The sequence below is a fragment of the Enterococcus sp. DIV0170 genome (assembly GCF_051710765.1).
GTDB lineage: Bacteria > Bacillota > Bacilli > Lactobacillales > Enterococcaceae > Enterococcus_A > Enterococcus_A raffinosus.
Window position 1 is genome coordinate 2,788,525 of sequence record NZ_JBIOLG010000001.1, and the last position, 20,325, is coordinate 2,808,849.

The following is a 20,325-nucleotide window of genomic DNA, read 5'->3' on the forward strand; positions in this document are numbered from 1 at the left end:
TATACCTCTTTCTCTTTTGTAAAAACCAAAAAATAACGTTTGTTATTCATTTTAAATGCACTGCATTTATTTTTCAAGAGTATTTTTTACAATAAACATTCTGTATAAACTAATATTTTTTATTTATTAAAACAAGAAAGACATATGATGTATAAAAATATATATTTTCAGAATTTTCGAAAGAAGCAACTGAGCAATATTATTCATAATCACATGCAAAATATTAGAAAACGTTATTCATCGTTCTTTTATATTCCCTATACGCAAAACAAATCCATATAATAACCCATTTTCTATTTTAATAAAATTAATTTTGAGTTATTTTTAGCATGTTTTGGGTGTATCATAGAAGAGAAGTGAATAAAAAAATTGACCAATAATCTTAGCCCAAAAGGAGAGAACACGTATGCCAACGAAACCATTGAGCCAAATCGCACTTTTTAAAATGCACAGGGAGAACCTTCAGAAGAGAATAGTGAAATTTTATGAAGAATCACAGGACGCGGATGCTGTTATCCAATACCTTATTGCCGTGCTGATTCGCCAATGCTTGTGCATCAGTGATTTCTCAGATTTTTGCAGTGAATTAGTCCGAGAAATCTTTCTTTCGGCAGAACCGTCTGATGTGCTGCGAAAGGCTTGTCCCTTGTTCCGTGACTATTTCAGCAGCGGCAAGGAGTGGGAACAGGTCACTCACCGCTTATATAAAAATAAAAACGAATACCATCGCTACAACAACCGACTGAGCGATTGCAAGAAATATGTCTTTAGTAAAACAACCCCGATAGAAGAAACCGATGGGCAGCAATATAAAATCATCTCCACCTTTGAAGACGCTGTTGGCAAGCTGCACACCTGGAGTCTGCAGGATGCCGATAAGCATTCCTCTTCCATCAAGATCGATGCGGTCTTGGAACTAATGTCTACGTTAACGATCTTTGAAAAGGACGGGATTCGCCGGTTTGTAAAGTTGGAAAACTCCGATATCATGAACTGCACCCGTTATCCTAAGATCAGAAAAGGCGAAGTGGTGGAGGAAATAGAAGCAGAGACTCAGCCAAAAGCAGAAATGACAGCGTTAACAAGCTTCAGCGTCGATACAATGACAGACGAGGAAAAACTAGAACTAGTCAAACAGTTGTTACCAGAAGGCGTCGTCTTAACCGACACACGAATGGCAGAGTTAGAGCAGGAAAAAGAAGAGAATAGTGCACCAGATACGGAAAGTTCCGCAGTCTCGACCAACGACCAAGCTAACGGAGCAAGCCAAGCAGCAGTGAAGGAACCACCAGCCAAGAAGAAATCCTCGATGCCAAGGCCGATGGCTCTCTCAGCTGAAAAATCCCCTTCTATGAACTATAAGAAACCAAAAAGCGCGAAGCAAAAGAAACGAGAAAAGGATGATGAATTGATGAAGCGGACAAAAGTGGGAAAGAGGAATTCGAGGAAACGAAAGAAGCGGAAATAATACGCGGTTAGTGATCTGAGGAATTTTTTTAATGAAAAAAACAACATCGGTTTGATGCTTATTTGTCTTGCAAAAAATGGCACAACTATTGTTAAATCGTTCTTTATATAAACAAAAAGGCAGCCTATCCCCACCAGCATAGTTGCGGTAGGGATGGACTGCCATAAGTTTAAAAAAAATTACCTTGTCACTGTTTCCTTATTCTCGTTTTAAGGGGAAGGTCATGCAGTGGATACCACCACCTAATTTCAATGACTCTGTGATGTCTAATTCAAATACTTCGATCCCTCTTTTTCTCATTTCTTTATTTAATTCTTTATTTTGGGCTAAGGAGACCACTCTTTTGTCACCGATAGCTTGAACATTGTATCCGTGGTGGAAAATCTCTGCTTCTCCTCCAGAAATTAATTCTATCCCTAATTTTTCTAACAGTTCAAGAAAATCTGCTGGCAGCCCTTCTTTATAGCCGATAGCAATATCAGGTGTTACCAAATTGAAGCACATATCCAAATGTAGGTATGCGGGCTCCGTTTGCACGGCATGAACGGAATAACCTAATGGCTCTAATAATTCACGAATTTGCATGACCCCACCCATATTTGTCCGATCTGCTATGCCCACAGCGATCGTCTTTTCATTTAAAAAAGCAAAGTCACCACCTTCAAACGTACCCTCTCCAGTGATTTGTCCAATCATCGGGACTCCAGCAGTCTCCATAGACTTTTGAAAGAAATTGGTTTCTTGCTTTCGAATTGCGTGCTTAAACTTGCCCAATATATAGCCTTCTCTTACACAGCCGCCAAGATCCCGGGCAAACATCGCATGAGGCATTTCCCCTGTTGTCTCTACAACCGTCACCTCAATACCAAGCTTCTCGTACAGTTTTTGTAATTGGAGAAATTCTTGTTGGATCAACGTTTCATCGATTTGCTTTAAATCCCATTTTTTAGCAATTTCATTAATTTGCTCTGCTTTATTAACATGTTTAGGTTTAGATAAAAGAACTTTTTTTAATCTGCCGGTACCATTCTTTACATACATGTCTTCACCCAATTCCCTTTCAGTTGATTTTTGCTGCATGCCTTTTTTAGCTTGATTTACTTCTTGCCATTTATTAATCATCCTATCTCCACTATAACGAATTATAAAAATAAATTCACGTGATCATCATTTTCTTAAATCGCAAAATAGAAAAAGGGGTTTTCTTGATTTATCATATAAAAAAACGAGCCTATTAGACTCGTTATCACTTCTATTTACGTAAGATTTTCTCCATCTTTTTCCCCTTAGCCAGTTCGTCCACCAGCTTATCAAGGTAACGGATTTTTTGCATCAATGGATCTTCAATCTCTTCCACCCGATACCCGCAGATGACACCTTTAATCAACTCAACATTTTTATTCAGATGAGGAACCTCCGCAAAAAAAGTCTCCATATCAACCCCACGATCGATCTGTTTCTGCAATCCTTGTTCATCATAGCCGGTCAACCAATAAATAATCTGATCAAGTTCTTCCTTGCTTCGCCCTTTTTTCTCAACCTTTTGGATATACATTGGATAAATCGAGGCAAAGCTCATTTTGAATACTTTACTCATTTCGTGGTCCCCATTTCTATATAAAATATAATACGAGTAAAAAGATACAGGTAATCACGACCATCCATATCTCCACAACTTTCACTTGTTTCATTTCTTTGTAAAATTTGTCTTCTTTGTTTTTCAATCGGGCAATTTTCCATTTAAATGCAAACAACGTTATCAAATTGGTCAATGAAGCAGCTGTGACAAAATATAGTATGCCGCTATGAACGATTTTTGCTGGCAGATACATCATCAGAATCAAAATAATTCCAGTCAAGACAGGCCCTACATAGTAAAGACCCGCTATATTTGCCAGCTCTTCTTTTCGTTGAATTTCTTTTACCACAGCCGAATCTTCGACTAATAAATCATCCAAGGAAACTTGAAAGACTTTTGATAAATGCAGCACACTTTCTATATCAGGAAGTGTTCTACCTGTTTCCCAATTTGAGATGGTTCGTTTTGATACCAGGATTTTATCTGCTAATTGTTCCTGTGTCCATTTAGCAGTCTGACGTTCTACTTTGATTCGTTGGCCAATTTCCTTTTGATCACCTTCTATAGCTGGATTTATTGCTTCCAAACTACTCTAACAATTGAATACTGTCGATAGAAAGTCCTTTCCACCCTTGATAGAGCAAGGATTTTACTATCGTGTCACACCATCTTCTCTGGCAGCTTCCGCGACCTTCATGGTTATCAAATCCACCACACTTTTATCAAAAGCAGATGGGATAATGTAATCTGACGTTAATTCTGAATACGGAATCGAGTCAGCGATGGCATGAGCACAAGCCAATTTCATACGTGCAGTAATTTTTTTTGCTTCAGCAGTAAAGGCGCCACGGAATAAGCCTGGAAAAGCTAAGACATTATTGATTTGATTCGGAAAATCAGAGCGTCCTGTTCCCACCACAGAAGCACCACCAGCGATTGCTTCTGCATACGTAATTTCCGGTTCAGGATTCGCCATAGGAAAGACAATATTGCCATCATTCATCGAAGCAACCATTTCTTTTGTTACTAGATTCGGTGCGGAAACACCGATAAAGACATCCGCACCGACAAAGGCTTCCGCCATCGTGCCAGTAAAATCTTTTGGCGTAATCAGCTCTAAGATTTCCTTTTCAACGAATGTCGCATTTGTCATTCCCTCATTTAACGCGCCATCCTTGTTGAAGGCAATAATATGTTTTACACCAAGATCAACCAGCATATGAATGATCGCACTACCGGCCGCCCCTGTTCCTGAGATCACTACCTTTAAATCCTCTGCGTCTTTTTTAACGAGCTTTAATGCATTAATCAAGGCTGCGGTCACTACCACAGCGGTACCATGCTGGTCATCGTGAAAGACGGGAATATCTAGCGCGTCAATCAAAGCACGTTCAATTTCCACACAGCGAGGAGCGCTGATGTCTTCTAAATTGATTCCGCCAAATGTCGGTGCCATCGCTTTAACAATTTGAACAATTTCCTGCGGATCTTTCGTATCCAGACAAATCGGCACCGCATCAATATCAGCAAATTCCTTAAAGAGCAACGCTTTTCCTTCCATTACAGGCAAAGCCGCTTCTGGTCCAATATCCCCTAAGCCTAAAACCGCTGTTCCATCTGTCACTACTGCGACGCTGTTGCTTTTCCAAGTATAGTCATAGGCTTTCTTTTTATCCTCAGCGATTTTTCGACAAGGCTCTGCAACCCCTGGTGTATAGGCTAAAGACAAATCCTCTTTGTTTTGTACTTTTGCTCGGCTCGTTACTTCGATCTTTCCGCGCCATTTTTTATGGGCGGCCAATGCGTCATCATAAATAGTCAATGTCATTCTCTCCAATCATTTTTTCTGGACGAACCCAGGCTTCATACTCTTCTTCCGATACATAGCCTAATGCTAAGGCAGATTCCTTTAGTGTTGTTCCTTCATTGAAGGCTTTTTTCGCAATTTCTGCTCCCTTGTCATAGCCAATATGCGTATTTAACGCGGTTACCAGCATCAATGATTGATCTAGTAGTTCCGCCATCCGTTCCTCATTTACAACGAGTCCCTTCAAGCAGTTCTCACTAAATGAATGGAGCGCGTCTGTTAATAAGCGAACACTTTGCAGCAAATCAAAAGCAATCAGCGGTAAATAGACATTCAACTCAAAATTCCCCTGAGAAGCGGCAACACCGATAGTCGTGTCGTTCCCCATCACTTGAACGGCAACCATCGCTAATGCTTCACATTGGGTCGGATTAACTTTTCCTGGCATAATCGAGCTGCCGGGTTCATTAGCCGGTAAAGTAATCTCCCCTAAACCGCTGCGAGGACCGCTTGCTAACCAGCGAATATCATTCGCCATCTTCATGCAATTCGCCGCTAACGCCTTTAAGGCACCGCTGACAAACACTACAGCGTCGCGATTTGCTAAAGCATGAAACTTATTAGACTCACTGATAAAATGAATCCCTGTTTCTTCTTTTAGCGCTTCGATGAAGGCTTCTTCATACGTTTTTGAGGCGTTCAGCCCCGTTCCTACAGCTGTTCCACCGATGGCTAGCTGACGAAGCTCAGCTAGACTATTGATCAACATATTTTCGTTATGCTCTAAGGCAGCACGCCAGCCGCTAATCTCTTGAGCAAAGGTCACCGGGGTTGCATCCTGCAGATGTGTCCGTCCAATTTTGATCACATGTTTGTTTTTTTCTTCCAATTCTTCCAGTACAGCGATCATTTCATGAATAGCCGGCAAAAGATTTTTCTCAATCGCAAAAGTCCCTGCAATATGCAGAGCGGTGGGGAAAACATCGTTAGAGCTTTGGGACATATTCACATCATCATTAGGGTGAATCGCCAAATCTTTTTGGCTCGCTAAATGAGCAATGACTTCGTTGGCGTTCATATTGCTTTGAGTCCCGCTACCCGTTTGCCAAACCACTAATGGAAACTCATCCCAGTGCCCTCCCTTTAATAGCAAGTTAGCTGCATGTTGGATGGCTATCGCCTTTTCTGCTGCTAATTTCCCCGTTCGTTGATTGGCCGTCGCCGCCATTTTTTTGACTAGTACTAAAGCATGCAATAATTCCGGCGGCATTTTTTCTCCGCCAATTTTAAAATTTTGACGGCTTCGTTCGGTTTGTGCCCCCCACCAAGCCTCTTTTGGCACTTCAATCGAGCCCATTGAATCCTGTTCTGTCCTCGTTTCCATCAATTCGACACTCCTATTTTGAATCATTTTGTTCAATTATCTCTTATTTCTTCTAGAAAAGGTAGAGGAAACTCCACTTTACTCCCTTCCTTTTTCTGGAATATTCGGAAAATGACCTTATTTACGTTTACAGACAATCCAATCACATAATTCGAAAAATGTTCACCTTTCATAGGTTGGTTTTCTTTCATACTTTAAAAACTGCAAAAAATTGGACTTGCGGTTAGTTCATTCGTGCAGTAATCCTTGTACACATGTAATTTTGCTAAAGTGGGAAATGAAACTAACAGCTAGCTCACTGGTAGGGTATTCCTTTTTCTAAAGCCCGCAGAAAAAGGGTTTATCTTCGTACGCATACGATTCTACTAATCTTGCTAAAGCAAGAAGTAGAACTCGCAAAAAAAAGTACAAAAGTCTTCTGACTTTTGTACTTTACTTGTTACTTATCTCTTGTATCGAAAAGAATGGTGATTGGACCGTCGTTGACTAATGCGACATCCATGTCGCCGCCGAATTCTCCAGTTTCTACTGTTAATCCTGCTTGGCGTAATCCGTCATTGAAATACTCATATAATGGTATCGCGGTTTCTGGACGAGCCGCTTTTATAAAACTTGGTCGATTACCTTTTTTAGTATCCGCATATAATGTAAACTGTGACACACTCAGCACACTGCCGCCGACATCCTGCAGAGACTGATTCATTTTTCCTTCTTCATCTTCGAATACACGTAATAGTGGAATTTTCCGAATCAGATAATCTGCATCTGCTTTTGTATCTTCTTCGTGGATACCTAGGAGAATCATAAATCCACGATCAATTTTGCCTACGATCTTTTCATCGATCGTCACGCTTGCTTCACTCACTCGTTGAATAACTGCTCGCATAAAAGCCTCCTTGTTCTCTAGCCCTTCGTCCGTTTCACACTGTAAACATCCGGTATTGTCTTGACCTTATCAACAATTGAATACAAATGATTCAAGTTTTGAATTTTAAAGGTCAAATTAATCACCGCCAAACGATCCTTCGTAGGTTTCGCTTCAACACTGACTAATTTCTTTGTCATACCACTAACAATGTTCAAGACATCATTCAATAGACCATCACGATTAAAGCCATAAATTTCTAAATCCGCATTGTATTCTTGAACAGAATTGGTTGTATCTTCCCATTCCACTTCAATCAGCCGTTGCTGGATATCTTTTTGCTTCGTAATATTTGGACAGTCTGTCCGGTGGATCGAAATCCCGCGACCTTTCGTGATATAGCCAACGATGCTATCTCCAGGAACTGGATTACAGCAATGACTGATGCGAATCAATAAATTGTCGATCCCTTGAATGACGATGCCACCCTCATGACGAACTTTGATTTTTTCTGGTTCTTTGGGATTATTGACCATTTCGTCAACGGCATCCCGTTGTTTTTGTTTCATTTGTTCGCGGCGTTCCTTCTCCGTCAAACGATTGGCGAAGGTTAACGCACTCATTTCACCAAAACCGATCGCCGCATACAAATCTTCTTCGCTATGGAAATTGAATTTATCCAATACATCCGCAAGCTTGTCTTTGGTCAGCATTTCCTTCGGTACAAATCCAAGATCATTGATGCACTTAACCACCGCATCATGGCCCTTCGTGACATTTTCTTCCCTGTCCTGTGTTTTGAAGAAGCGCTTGATTTTATTTTTCGCTTTGCTGGTTTTGACTAAATTCAACCAGTCGCGACTTGGGCCAAAGGAATTGGCTGAAGTCATAATCTCGATGATGTCACCATTCTTCAGTTTATAGTCCAGCTGTACCATCTTGCCATTTACTTTGGCACCGGTCGTTTTATTGCCGACATCGGTATGGATACTATACGCAAAATCCAAGGGGCCAGAGCCTTTTGGTAGCTCCGTGACATCACCCTTCGGTGTAAATACATATACTTTGTCGCTGAAGATATCGCCTTTGACGCTTTCCATAAATTCAGAAGCATCGTAGCTTTCGTCCTGGAGCTCAATAATTTCTCGGAACCAGTCTAACTGTTTGTTATCCTGTGTCGCTTCAGTCTTATCTGTCTTGCCTTCTTTATATGCCCAGTGAGCTGCAACCCCGAATTCGGCGATTTGATGCATTTCATGCGTACGAATCTGCACTTCTACCGGATTGCCGCTTGGTCCAATGATGGTTGTATGCAAGGATTGATACATGTTCGCTTTAGGCATCGCGATGTAATCCTTGAATCGTCCCGGCATTGGTTTCCATTTTGTATGAATCGCTCCTAAAACTGCGTAACAGTCCTTGATGGAATCAACAATGACACGAATAGCTAACAAATCATAGATTTCATCAAATTGTTTCTTTTGATCCCGCATTTTGCGATAAATAGAATAGATATGTTTTGGACGACCGTAGATATCCCCTTCGATCCCCAGCTCCTGTGTCGCTTCCTTGATCTCATTAACGGCTTCCTCTACGAAGGCTTCGCGCTCATCACGTTTGCTGCGCATTAAATGAACGATACGGTAATATTGCTTAGGATTCAGATACCGCAGCGCAGTGTCTTCCAGTTCCCACTTGATCCGGCTCATCCCTAAACGATCAGCCAGCGGTGCGTAGATTTCTAAGGTTTCACGAGCGATCCGACGCTGCTTATCATCCCGCAAATATTTTAACGTCCGCATATTGTGTAAACGGTCCGCCAGTTTAACCATGATGACGCGTAAATCCTGTGCCATCGCCAACAGCATTTTACGGTGATTTTCTGCTAGTTGTTCCTCATGTGACTTATATTTGATCTTCCCTAATTTGGTGACACCATCAACTAATGAGGCTACATCTTCACCGAATTCGACTTTCAAATCCTCTAAAGTAACCGGTGTATCTTCTACCACATCGTGTAAAAAGCCTGTCGCCACCGTGTGAGGGTCCATATGTAGATCAGCCAAGATTCCTGCTACTTGAATCGGATGGATGATATAGGGCTCTCCTGATTTGCGAATTTGAGGCTTATGGGCTTCATAAGCAAAGTCGTAAGCCTTTTGTACAAACGCCACGTGCTCTTTTCCCATGTACGTACTAACCATCCTGATGACGTCAGGACCGGTCAATTCAACTTCTTTTGCCATGTGACGTTCCCCCTTTATTTTCTGAAAATGATTGCTCTTATTATACAAACTCTAGTAAGCTTTTTCAATCAAATCAATGTTGCAATTCAAAATAGAAGCTCGCCGCGCTCAAAAGATAAAAAGGTGCTGTTTCTGTCCGTAAAATTCGTGGACCTAAGCCGCAGAGTTTCGCTCCGGCTACTTGGAATTTTTCGATTTCCTTCGGTGTCAATCCGCCTTCTGGACCGAAAACAACCAGCAATTTTTCACCAGCTGTCATCTGTTGAAAAGTCTGAACTAATTGCGCCTGCTCACCTTGTTTGGCGGATTCTTCATAAGCGATCAGAACCGCGTCATATTCAGAAAAGCTAGCAATCAGTTCCTTTTCTGAAGCAAATCGAACCGTAGGCAACGCTTGGCGATGGGATTGCTCCGCTGCTTCTTGGGCGATCTTAGTTAAACGCTGCTGCTTTTTCTTTTGCTTCTTCGCGTCCCACTTTGCCACTGAGCTTTCTCCCGGAAAAGCGACAAAATCATGAGCACCAAGCTCCGTTCCCTTTTGTACGGTCAACTCCAATTTTTCACCTTTGGGAAATCCGCTAGCGACCGTAATTTGAATAGGAAGCTCTCGTTGCATTTTTTCTTTCTCAACTTCTTCTAGTCGCACGCGATCACTATCAATCGCGACAATCTTTGCTTTGATAGCTGTTTGATCATTAAAAACGAGAAATACCTGATCGTCTACGGACATCCGCATCACCCGAGACATATGATGATGGGGCTCTCCACTGATTTCGACGATTGATTGATAGGCTTGATCAATAAAATAGCGCTGCATCTCAGTCTTCCTCTGGCTTCTTCAAGATGATGGCGAACCAATCTTTTTGTTGGAAGATTCGATCTACTTCAAAGCCTTGTGCATACATTTCTTCCAGTACCATATCTTTTTTATCTTCAATGATCCCCGAAACGATCAACGTTCCCTCTGGCTTCAATAAGCGCCAAGCATCTTCCACCATCAAAACAATGATATCCGCTAAGATATTCGCGACGATCACATCTGCCTCTTGCTCTACCCCAACCAATAAATCATTGGCAGAGACATGGATATTTTCTGTATTCGCATTTAGATCCACATTTTCCTGTGCAGAACGAACAGCTACCTCATCTAAATCATAGGCATAAATATCTTTTGCTCCATATAGCGAGCTGGCGATGCTTAATACACCCGAGCCAGTTCCAACATCTAGGACTGTTTCACCGCCTCGCAAGACCGTCTCCAATGCTTGCAAGGTTAGATTCGTCGTCGGATGTGTCCCCGTTCCAAAAGCCATACCGGGATCTAGGGTAATGATTTTTTCGTCTTCATGTTGGGCTTCGTATTTTTCCCAGCTTGGTACGATCGTTAAATAGCGCGTTACACGAACTGGATGATAGTATTTTTTCCAAGCCGTAGCCCAGTCGCTTTCTTCCACTTCACTGACTTCCACGTTATTCTTACCAATATTCAAGCCAAACTCTGGTAATTTTGTAATGTTGTCCTTGATAAATGGTAGAATTTCCGGCAAGAAAATTGTTTCTGGGAAATAGGCCATGACTACCGCACCTTCTTCTAAGCTTGCGAATGTTTCTTTATCCAAAAGTTCGCCATACTGATCTTCTTGATAGTTCTCAAAGTCCAATGCATCTTCGATCGCTACCCCAGATGCGCCAGCCTCCATTAAAATATTCGAGACCGCCTCGACTGCCTCGCTTTCCGTTGTTACTTTGACTTCATTCCATTTCATAATTATCGCCCCTCCTAGTTCCTATCATCCACTTATTTATTATTCTCACTGATCACGCCCTAGTAATAAAGAAGACGTGGAACATTTTAATAGCTTGGGTATGGCAGGTAACTGCTGTCTGTTGGTTTAATTGACGCCTTGAATACCGCCTCATCCCACGTCATTTCAAAAATCGCGTCTTCACTATCGTCCGCCAAAAAGTCTAACAAGTCACTCTGGCCCTCTTCGATCACATCTTTCAAATAATCCACCACAGCTGTTAGTTCGTTTTTCTTCATGCCTTTTTTGCCTTCATAAGGAATCACGGCTAAAAAGTCTTCCGAATCATAAACTGATTTCTCAGGATCAACCAGCAAAATCGCGTCTTCAAATTCGATAATCTCTTCCTCAGAGGCTACGCCATCCACATCATCGATCTCAATCTGTCCTTTATTTTCTCCATAAATACGAAAAGCAATTTCAAAGCTGCGGTTCCGAGTATCCCAGTCTAACGCCAGCTCATAATCGGGAATCTTTTTGTTCAAATAGCTGTCTAAATAAGTAATCATGGTTTCTTTTGCCATTTTACTTCCTCCATCCATTGTTTTCTTCTATTGAAGCTTTGCGCTGATTGGTTATGTAAGGATTGCCATGGACAACATAGCGCAATGGGCGTTCTGTCCAAATCCCCTTATTAGGAATCCCAATTCGAGGCAATGCATCAATTTGTTTGGGAATCCGGCGTTTCTCTGGAAGCAAATGCAACGGACTGGTAAAAATTGATTCGCCGTATAATTCTTTGGTAATTCCTAACGCCTCGACCAGCTTTCCTGGTCCATCCGAAATGGCCGATCCTCTGCGTCCATGACGATTTGAAATCATCTGCTCGATTCCTTCTGCTGGCTCAATCCCGCGAATCATCACCCCTTGAGGCATTCCTACAGGCTGTGTGATCATATTCAAAATCAAATGGGTATGCATGGTGTATAAATAAATCGTCCCTGGTTTTTCGTACATGGCTCGCACACGCAGGGTATCACGCATCCCATAACTATGCGCCGCTTCATCATCTGGACCAAGATACGCCTCACAGTCAACGATATAGCCAGCTAATTTCCCAGCAGGTGTCTCATGCTCTAAATACATTCCCAATAAATATTGGGCGATATTTTCAGTCGATTCCGTATTAAAATAATTGATTAATTGCTCCATTTTTCTCACCTTCTACATGATACACAATAATCCAGCCGCATGCTACGCTCAGCGATCAAAACTCAGCAAACACAAAGGAAAAATGTTATAATCAGAACATACATTTGCCAGTCCAACTTTTCGCAGTTTGATATAGAACAAAGGAAATTCATTTCTTAACCGTATAAACAAAGAGCGCTGTTTAGTTGGATGGTACGCGCAGTGAAAATCAGATTCATTTTTCACGGGTTTTGAAAAATGATTCCCTTTTTTTGAACTAGCTGCCAGTCCAACTTTTCGCAGTTTGATATAGAACAAAGGAAATTCATTTCTTAACTGTATAAACAAAGAGCGCTGTTTAGTTGGATGGTACGCGCAGTGAAAATCAGATTCATTTTTCACGGGTTTTGAAAAATGAATTCTTTATAGTGAGCTAGCTGCCAGTTCAACTTTTCGCAGTTCGATATAGAACAAAAGAAATTCATTTCTTAACTACATAAACAAAGAGCGCTGTTTAGTTGAATGGTACGCGTGGTGAAAATCAGATTCATTTTTCAGGGGTTTTGAAAAATGATTCCCTTTTTTTGAACTAGCTGCCAGTTCAACTTTTCGCAGTTCGATATAGAACAAAAGAAATTCATTTCTTAACTACATAAACAAAGAGCGCTGTTTAGCAGAATGGTAGGCGTACGAAAATCACTGGAATTTTACGTTAGAAAAATTCCAACTATAATTATGACTAGCTTAGCAATATTAGGATTGAAAACAATATGAGATGCACTAACTTAACTAAATTGCATGAAGCTAATTAGTACGCGCACGAAGATATCAATTTTTTAGAAATCACTCATTTGCGTGAATTTCTAATTTTTCATATGGGATTAGACCTTTTTCGTAACAAGCTCGTTTTCACCACAAGAGTGAATCCCTTAACTCAAATTTCAAGGAGGTTTCTTATGCAACAGCCTTTAGCTTTTCGCATGCGTCCCCGCAACTTAGATGAAGTAGTGGGACAGCAGCATTTGGTCGGTACAGGAAAAATCATTCGCCGCATGGTAGATGCTCGGATGCTTTCTTCCATGATTCTGTATGGTCCTCCTGGTACAGGAAAGACCAGTATTGCCAGTGCTATTGCGGGCTCAACCAACTATGCGTTTCGTATGTTGAATGCTGCTACCGATACAAAAAAAGACCTACAAATCGTCGCCGAGGAAGCAAAAATGAGCGGGACAGTTATTTTATTACTAGATGAAGTGCATCGCTTAGACAAAACCAAACAGGATTTTCTTTTGCCGCATTTAGAAAGCGGAAGGATTATTATGATTGGTGCCACCACAGAAAATCCGTACATAACGATCAATCCCGCGATTCGAAGCCGAACTCAGATTTTTGAGGTAAAGCCGCTAAATGAAGAGGATATTATCATAGCGGTTACCTCTGCTTTAGCTGATAAGGAGCGTGGATTAGGTGAATATCCTGTCGCACTAGATGAAGAGGCCTTGAACCACTTAGCTCGTGCTACAAATGGGGATTTGCGCAGTGCTTTGAACGGTTTGGAGCTGGCAACTAAGTCAACGCCAAAGGACAAAGATGGCAACATTCATTTGACGCTTTCGATCATTGAAGAATGCGTTCAACGTAAAGCACTGACCCACGACAAAGACGGTGACGCTCATTACGATGTCATCTCCGCGTTTCAAAAGTCGATTCGCGGCAGTGATGTCAATGCCGCTTTGCATTATCTAGGTCGCTTAGTCGAAGCTGGTGATTTACCGATTATTTGTCGGCGCTTAATGGTGATTGGCTATGAAGATATCGGCCTAGGAAATCCGCCCGCTGCCGCTCGAACCGTCCAAGCTGTGCAAGCAGCGGAGAAATTGGGCTTTCCTGAAGCACGCATCCCTCTGGCTAACGCCGTGGTGGACCTCTGTCTTTCACCTAAATCGAATTCTGCCTACACAGCCTTGGATGCTGCAATCACGGATATTCGCATGGGAAATGCCGGTGAGGTCCCTGACCATTTGCGAGACAGTCATTACAAAGGAGCCAAAGCACTTAATCGAGGAATAGGCTATCAATACCCTCACAGCTTTGAAAATGCTTGGGTCGACCAGCAATACTTACCTGATAAGATCAAAGATGCTCATTATTATGAACCGAAGGCTACCGGGAAATACGAGCAGGCACTTGGTCAGCAGTATCAGCGGATCGAAGAATGGAAGAAGAAAAAATAAACCACTGTCGGAAATTACTCGACGGTGGTTTTCGCTTTATTTGTTAGAAAAATACTAGGGAGAAAAATGAGGATCAAGACAATGACTGAGACAAGAAATCCCGTGTGGTAGGCTGATAACTCATGGGCAATCGTTGGCTGAGAACCTTGTAATACAGTTGCCACAACCGTGGCGATCATCGCCGAACCAAAGCTTGAGCCTAGATTTTCGATAATGTTGATTCCCACACCAGCATCTGGCAATTCTTCATCAGCCAAGCCCGTATAGGCATCACTAGTTAGGGGTAAATTGATTCCGCCGAAGCTTGTGCCGCGAATGAATAAAATCAAAGCGATCCAAATCATACTGGTATGATCTGTGACAAAAAGCAATGGAATCGTTCCTATCAAAGAAATAATTAAACTAGCAATGACGACATACTTTGCGCCAAGCCTATCAATCATTTTACCAATCATCGGGCGCGTCACTAGCATCCCTATACCTTGGGGAATCAGTGCGATGGCAGCTCCCATGGCTGAAAAATGACGAAAGTTTTGGAAGAACAAGGGCAGAATCAGCATCGGACCCATAATCGCGATATTAGCAAAGAATAAGCCAATGCTGGCAGCTTTAAAGCTCCTGTGAGAAAAAATAGTCAATGGCAAAACCGTGGCGTGCTGCTTACGATAATCGTAAAAAATGTAAACAAACAGCAGCAATACGCCCAGTCCTGTCCAGAGCAAAGACTCGCTATTCTTAAAGGTCGCGTGATCGGCGGCTTTTGTAATTCCGTAGATCAACGCGGCACTCATTACTGACAAATCGAGAATGCCAAAAATATCTAGCTTGCTTTCTCGATTGAAGGGTTCAAAGCTGGGCAATGTCCGCATCATTAGTGGCGCGGCGATCAAAATGATAAACACATTGATAAAGAATATCCATCGCCAAGAAGCTGCTTGAACAATGAAGCCGCCAAGTACTGGACCAAGGATTGGTCCAAAAATCATCGGTGTACTGACGATCGCCATGACACGACCAATCTTTTCAGGCCCTGCTGTTTTAACTAACAGAGTCGACATTAATGGCGTGATGATCCCAGCGGTAAATCCTTGAAGCAGACGAAAGACAATAAAACTAGTAACATTCCAGCTAATACCAGCAAGCACAGAAGTACAGCCGAAAAGAACTACCGCACTGATAAAAATTTTTTTGCCGTCAAAACGGTTCATCAACCAGCCTGCGATGGGAACAGCGATGGCCAATGCGAGAACATAGCCAGTGATCGCCCATTGAATGATTGCCAGCGTGGTATGAAAATTTTTGGTCAATTGATCAATGGCAATATTCACCATTGTAGAATCGAGCATTGGAGCAATGGCGCCAAGAGCGATCGCCCAGGCCGCCGATAAAACGTTTTTTGGTAATTTTGTTGATTGAGTCATAGAGAACTCCTTTCTTGAGTTGAAAAATTCATTTCAAAGCGGAATAGCTAGATCCGTCGCTTTGTCGTCAAATGAACCTTCGCTTATCGCTATCTATTCCGTTTAGTTTAACTTCAAGGAAACAGGTTGCTTCTTGCTGCAGAAAAGAAGTTTTTTTGTTTCCCGGGAAACTATAACTTCATTTTGTTTCCTTGTCAACTAAATTATTTCAAAAAAAGACCTCCAAGAATTAGATTTTTGGTCTAACTTTTGGAGGCTGTTTCATCATTGACTGCTATAACTAATTGATCGTAAGTCCTTGTTTCTTAATCTCCTGGTCTAAGTGCTGATTATAGCGTGCAAGAAATTTTAGGAACGCATCATACTGCTCGTCTGTAATCGGTTCGAAGACGATCGCGTCACGATCCTCAAACTCTTTATGAAGCTGCTCATGAATAGCAAAAACTCTCTGCCCTTCTGCTGTCAGCTTAAAATAAACTTCTTTTTTGTTCTCTGCTTTTTGATAGCTTTCGATATACCCTTTTTTTACCATTTTCTTGGTTAGCTTACTGATCGCTCCCCGCGTCATATACATCGCTTCTGCCATTTTTGTGACATTCGGATCTGTATGTTTGCCAATAAACTCCATGCAATGAACCTCAGAGGCAGTATATCCTGCCAAAGCCGTCTCCATCTTCACCTTATCCAACCATGCGCGTTTATTAAATACTTGGCTGAATCCTTCCAAAACTTCTTCTCTTTTGTTCATGCGTCATTCCCCTATTCATCCTAAATGACCCCTCATTTGGCCTTCCGATGCGTGCACACTCATTCTAGGATAATTTTGTTTCTATATCAACAAAATCATTCGACGTTTGTTGTCAGAGTCCAGTGAAACGTCATTGATTCCTCACCCAGCTTCTGCTGTTCTTTGGGAATGGTTAGGAAGAGCCCTTTTGATTCGTCCCACTCTTCAAAGGTTGTATTCAAAGAACCTGTCTGCTGGAGTACTGTTACCGGTTCCTCCAATGATAGAAGCTTTCCATCTTCCTGAAAATAAAGTTGTCCGCCTTCTGGGGCTTCAGCTTGTAGTGTCAATTTCCACGGGCTCTGCTCTATACGTGTGTCTTTTATCTCAAGATGGCCAAGAATAGTCGGGTAAAAAGCTGTTTGTTTGCCTAATTTGTGCTGTCCGAAATCGATCAAATCTGGAACCGCAAGTAGCTTAAGGGACCCTATATAATGAAAGTGCGCTCTAATTTGATAGTATGTTCTTTCCAGTGGACGCCAGTAATTCTCCGTCAATAAGATATTCTCCCCACTGCTTCCTATCACCTCGGCTTGTTGAAGGGAGAACTGTTCCGTATCGGTAAATCTTAATTCTGGGGAAACGGTGCTTTCAGAAGGAATAATTAATTCACCGCTTCGCTTATTAGCCACACCCCAAACGTTTAAAGGCAATGGCTGGTTGTTCGGTTTCAGAGTGAGATTATGCGTAATTTCTCCTGACTCACTTGCGACTTGGTAATCAATGATCGTGGCAGAAACTGCCAAGCCTATTTGACCATTAGAGTCTCCGGTAAATGCTTGCCCTTGCTCATCAAAGCCAATAAAATTTTCAGGACCCAGCGAGCTGTTCTCTCCGACAAAGGTCATTATAGGATAGCCTTTTTGCTGTGCGAAGTTTCTGCCTGTCACCTCATGAAGCGTTTCAGGTATTAATAAGCGCCACCTCAATTTTTCCTCTGGCAGTAATTCTCGCAGAAAAATATTATTTTCTCCCGCTGGTGAATGCAATTCAGTGTTTTTCGCGGTCATCAGTCGACCTGTTTTTAACTCCTCCACGTTTAATCTCGCATTTGCGATTAAAGAAAGTTCTCCGAATTGATCGAAAGTTTGTCCAAAATTTTCATTGGTAGCACCACTGCCATTTAAAATCCTTTTTGCGGACACGTTGTTTTCTAACGTTAGTTGGGTGAAATTTTGAATTTTTTCAACAGGTATGTCAGCTTGAGTGCCGCCTATTTTTACCCCAACCTTCGCGGGACTGTTCTCAATCAATCGATTGTTAAAGGTTGTCGAATCGCTGCCAATAATGGTTTGGACTGATTGAGCTGCTTGAATTTCGATAGACAGTTCGTGGGTTAGACTGCCTGCATAGCTGTTTTTTAGCATCCCCTGAACCAACGAAAATCGCCCATTTGGTGCACGCATTTTCATGTTGATTGCAGGTGTATAAACTGAAGTGGGATTTTCTCCACCGTCTCCTAATACTTCAACTTCCGCAAAACTCTGCTCGGTTGTTAACTCAAATGCAAGCTGCTTATCGATGCCTCCGAGGCGATTGGTTATTTCTGCCATTCTGGGTCTAGCGGCTGAAATTCCTAGTCCTGCTGCTAATTCTACAGCTCCTGTTATGGTCAATGCTACGTTTCCATTTAGTAGACCGTGTTTGGCAATCCCGCCCATGATTTGCGTTGCCTCGTTGCTCTTTGAAAATTTCCCACCGCTAATAATGGTCTCAACATTTCCCTCGATCATGTGATTCGATCGCAACCCATAGGACGCCGCTACCGATCCTAAAATCTCTCCGCCAGATATCCTTGTCTGAATATCACCAATTAGTCGTCGATCTTGATTGCTGCCTGCCACCGCATAATTTTCGACCTTCCCGCCAGTAATTTCCAGTCGACTATTCCCATAAATCCGATAGCAACCACTGCCAGCGCCAAAAATAGCACTGACTTGCCCCTTTTCGAGCCGAGAAGAGCAAGTTCCTTCAATTATCCCGTTGAAGCTTCCGCCATAGGCATAATTCAATAGCGCCTGCTTAATGACTAATTCAGTCTTTCCGTTTATGTACAACGTGTTCCCCCATGGCTGTTGATTCTCTCCTCCTCCTGCAGAAGTACTGAAGCCGTATGAGGCGCCTAAATTCCTCTCATTGGTTAGCTTCGTTGGCTCCAGCCCCATCTCTTGCGCATAGACTCCCCACCGTTTGCTATAAACAAGTGTTTCTTGTCCTAGCTCCAGCTGAACGTCCCCATTAATCACTCCTGCAACCCCCGCACCACAAACATTATTCTCAACATTGCGCCCGCCACTGACACATCCGCCTAATAAGCGGGTTACAACGTTTCCCTCAACGAAAAAACGGGTATTGCTCTTTGCTAAAGAAAAGCGTTCTAAAGGAGCCAGTTGATCATAAGCAAGCTCTTCCGCAGTTCTCTTTTGCGGATCTGTTAAATCGACCACAGGTGTGAGACTTTGTGAATTCGTTAAGCTCCGCTTCTCCAAGTCCATTCCCCCAGCGCCGTCAATTCGATTAAACGACCCCTGTGAAGCCTTTCCTGCATAAATCTGATTTTCGATATCTCCATAGATTGTTCCGCTGTATTGATTGCCGCCAACAAAATTTCGCTCACCTTTTTGAAATTGTCGTGTGTCAATCACCGTCGTAATCGCCTGCTCCTGTCCATGAATCTCACCAACTTGCGAGCCGCCAATCAGAATCCCTGTATCAGAAAAACTGCCCTTACCAGTGATCAATGTATTCACTGCACCTGTTTCGCCAAAGGCTGCTCCACCAACAAAATCTCCTAAGGTAAAGGCCGTTGACTCAGACGTCAGCTGATTATCAATCGTTCCTTTCACATTGACAGGTTCATCGGCTGTTCCAAAGCCGCCTCCATAGTAATTCATTAACATACCGTTAAGCTGTTGAACACGAGTACTCACATTTCCGATGATTTCTCCCTTCAATGAACCGCCACACAAGCGCTGAATGTCCCCCGTCAAAGATAGCAACTGAATTGAAGGGCTACCCGTTAGCGTGCCTGCTTCATTTCCACCATATATTTCCCATGACCCGCCTGTTACTCCTTGAAAAACAAGGATAGGATTTCCTACTAGATTTCCATCACTACCGCCAAATAATTGCGTATGATCGCTATGCTGAATATTCTCAAAATAAAGCTGATGACCGTTCCCATAAATTTTCGATGCTTTTAAATTTAAGGTTTCGAAATGACTGTCTTGACCAAAGAAACACGTTTTAGGTAAAGATAAGTGACTGTCCGCTCCAGCTCCTTTAAAGGTCAAGCTTGCAGGCAGACTAGCAAAGTTGATTGTTTCAATGGTTGGGTTAGACAAGCTTTCATTATTACCAACAGCTGTTTGACTTAAATCAAGTGCTCCATCAAATTGAATCATATAGTGCTCCTCTGTTCCAAATTGATATAAGTCAAAGAGAAGTTCCTTCATTCCTGCTGCGCTTAACGGGTATTCCTTTTGCTGGTCAATCGGAGGAAAAAGTTCTAGAGATTCGGCTTCCGCCTGTGTCATGAATGGACCGAAGAAAAAAATGACTAAGTAAATAAAAAAATAAGCGAATTTTTTTGACATAT

The 20,325-nt window shown here is 42.2% G+C and carries 16 protein-coding genes; 2 read left to right on the forward strand and 14 right to left on the reverse strand.

Going from position 1 to position 20,325, the window contains the following annotated elements:
* Nucleotides 1-406: 406 nt before the first annotated feature.
* Nucleotides 407-1,468, forward strand: a complete 1,062-nt coding sequence (locus IGI50_RS13365) for a glycosyltransferase family 1 protein (RefSeq protein WP_438777290.1) — start codon at nt 407-409, stop codon at nt 1,466-1,468.
* Between the two features lie 198 nt (nt 1,469-1,666).
* Here the strand turns inward: IGI50_RS13365 and IGI50_RS13370 are convergent, their stop codons facing one another.
* The 11 genes from IGI50_RS13370 to IGI50_RS13420 all read right to left on the reverse strand — a co-directional run bounded on the left by IGI50_RS13370 (nt 1,667) and on the right by IGI50_RS13420 (nt 12,306).
* The gene (locus tag IGI50_RS13370) at nt 1,667-2,590 is read right to left on the reverse strand and encodes a dimethylarginine dimethylaminohydrolase family protein (RefSeq protein ID WP_438777291.1); all 924 of its coding nucleotides are present in this window, start codon (nt 2,588-2,590) and stop codon (nt 1,667-1,669) included.
* Nucleotides 2,591-2,720: 130 nt separating this feature from the next.
* Nucleotides 2,721-3,065, reverse strand: coding sequence for a DUF2200 domain-containing protein (locus IGI50_RS13375; RefSeq protein ID WP_438777292.1), 345 nt, complete (start codon nt 3,063-3,065; stop codon nt 2,721-2,723).
* A 16-nt stretch (nt 3,066-3,081) separates the two neighbouring features.
* Nucleotides 3,082-3,633, reverse strand: coding sequence for a helix-turn-helix domain-containing protein (locus IGI50_RS13380; protein WP_438777293.1), 552 nt, complete (start codon nt 3,631-3,633; stop codon nt 3,082-3,084).
* A 66-nt stretch (nt 3,634-3,699) separates the two neighbouring features.
* A complete protein-coding gene (locus tag IGI50_RS13385; RefSeq protein WP_438777294.1) occupies nt 3,700-4,875 on the reverse strand; it encodes an NAD(P)-dependent malic enzyme in 1,176 nt (391 codons plus the stop codon).
* Nucleotides 4,856-6,238 carry a class II fumarate hydratase gene (gene fumC / locus IGI50_RS13390; protein WP_438777295.1) on the reverse strand — a complete coding sequence of 461 codons (1,383 nt, stop codon included), beginning with the start codon at nt 6,236-6,238 and terminating at the stop codon, nt 4,856-4,858. Before fumC ends, IGI50_RS13385 begins: the two co-directional genes overlap by 20 nt.
* A 439-nt stretch (nt 6,239-6,677) precedes the next feature.
* Nucleotides 6,678-7,124, reverse strand: coding sequence for a D-aminoacyl-tRNA deacylase (gene dtd, locus IGI50_RS13395; protein ID WP_010745396.1), 447 nt, complete (start codon nt 7,122-7,124; stop codon nt 6,678-6,680).
* Between the two features lie 17 nt (nt 7,125-7,141).
* A complete protein-coding gene (locus tag IGI50_RS13400) occupies nt 7,142-9,349 on the reverse strand; it encodes a RelA/SpoT family protein (RefSeq protein ID WP_010745395.1) in 2,208 nt (735 codons plus the stop codon).
* Nucleotides 9,350-9,422: 73 nt separating this feature from the next.
* Nucleotides 9,423-10,166, reverse strand: coding sequence for a 16S rRNA (uracil(1498)-N(3))-methyltransferase (locus IGI50_RS13405; RefSeq protein ID WP_438777296.1), 744 nt, complete (start codon nt 10,164-10,166; stop codon nt 9,423-9,425).
* 1 nt (nt 10,167) lies between these two features.
* Entirely contained in the window at nt 10,168-11,115 is a 948-nt protein-coding gene (gene prmA / locus IGI50_RS13410; protein ID WP_438777297.1) for a 50S ribosomal protein L11 methyltransferase, read from the reverse strand.
* 86 nt (nt 11,116-11,201) lie between these two features.
* The gene (locus IGI50_RS13415; RefSeq protein WP_010745392.1) at nt 11,202-11,678 is read right to left on the reverse strand and encodes a DUF3013 family protein; all 477 of its coding nucleotides are present in this window, start codon (nt 11,676-11,678) and stop codon (nt 11,202-11,204) included.
* Between the two features lies 1 nt (nt 11,679).
* Nucleotides 11,680-12,306, reverse strand: a complete 627-nt coding sequence (locus tag IGI50_RS13420) for a DNA-3-methyladenine glycosylase (RefSeq protein WP_438777298.1) — start codon at nt 12,304-12,306, stop codon at nt 11,680-11,682.
* Between the two features lie 935 nt (nt 12,307-13,241).
* Here IGI50_RS13420 and IGI50_RS13425 point away from each other — a divergent pair.
* Nucleotides 13,242-14,519 carry a replication-associated recombination protein A gene (locus tag IGI50_RS13425; RefSeq protein WP_438777299.1) on the forward strand — a complete coding sequence of 426 codons (1,278 nt, stop codon included), beginning with the start codon at nt 13,242-13,244 and terminating at the stop codon, nt 14,517-14,519.
* Between the two features lie 14 nt (nt 14,520-14,533).
* On the opposite strand, the gene IGI50_RS13430 is transcribed toward IGI50_RS13425, so the two are convergent.
* The 3 genes from IGI50_RS13430 to IGI50_RS13440 form a co-directional block, all read right to left on the reverse strand.
* Nucleotides 14,534-15,940: an MDR family MFS transporter gene (locus tag IGI50_RS13430; RefSeq protein ID WP_438777300.1), complete on the reverse strand. Its 1,407-nt coding sequence runs from the start codon at nt 15,938-15,940 to the stop codon at nt 14,534-14,536.
* Between the two features lie 280 nt (nt 15,941-16,220).
* Nucleotides 16,221-16,688, reverse strand: coding sequence for a MarR family transcriptional regulator (locus IGI50_RS13435; protein ID WP_010745388.1), 468 nt, complete (start codon nt 16,686-16,688; stop codon nt 16,221-16,223).
* Nucleotides 16,689-16,783: 95 nt separating this feature from the next.
* The gene (locus IGI50_RS13440; protein WP_438777301.1) at nt 16,784-20,323 is read right to left on the reverse strand and encodes a hypothetical protein; all 3,540 of its coding nucleotides are present in this window, start codon (nt 20,321-20,323) and stop codon (nt 16,784-16,786) included.
* Nucleotides 20,324-20,325: the final 2 nt, after the last annotated feature.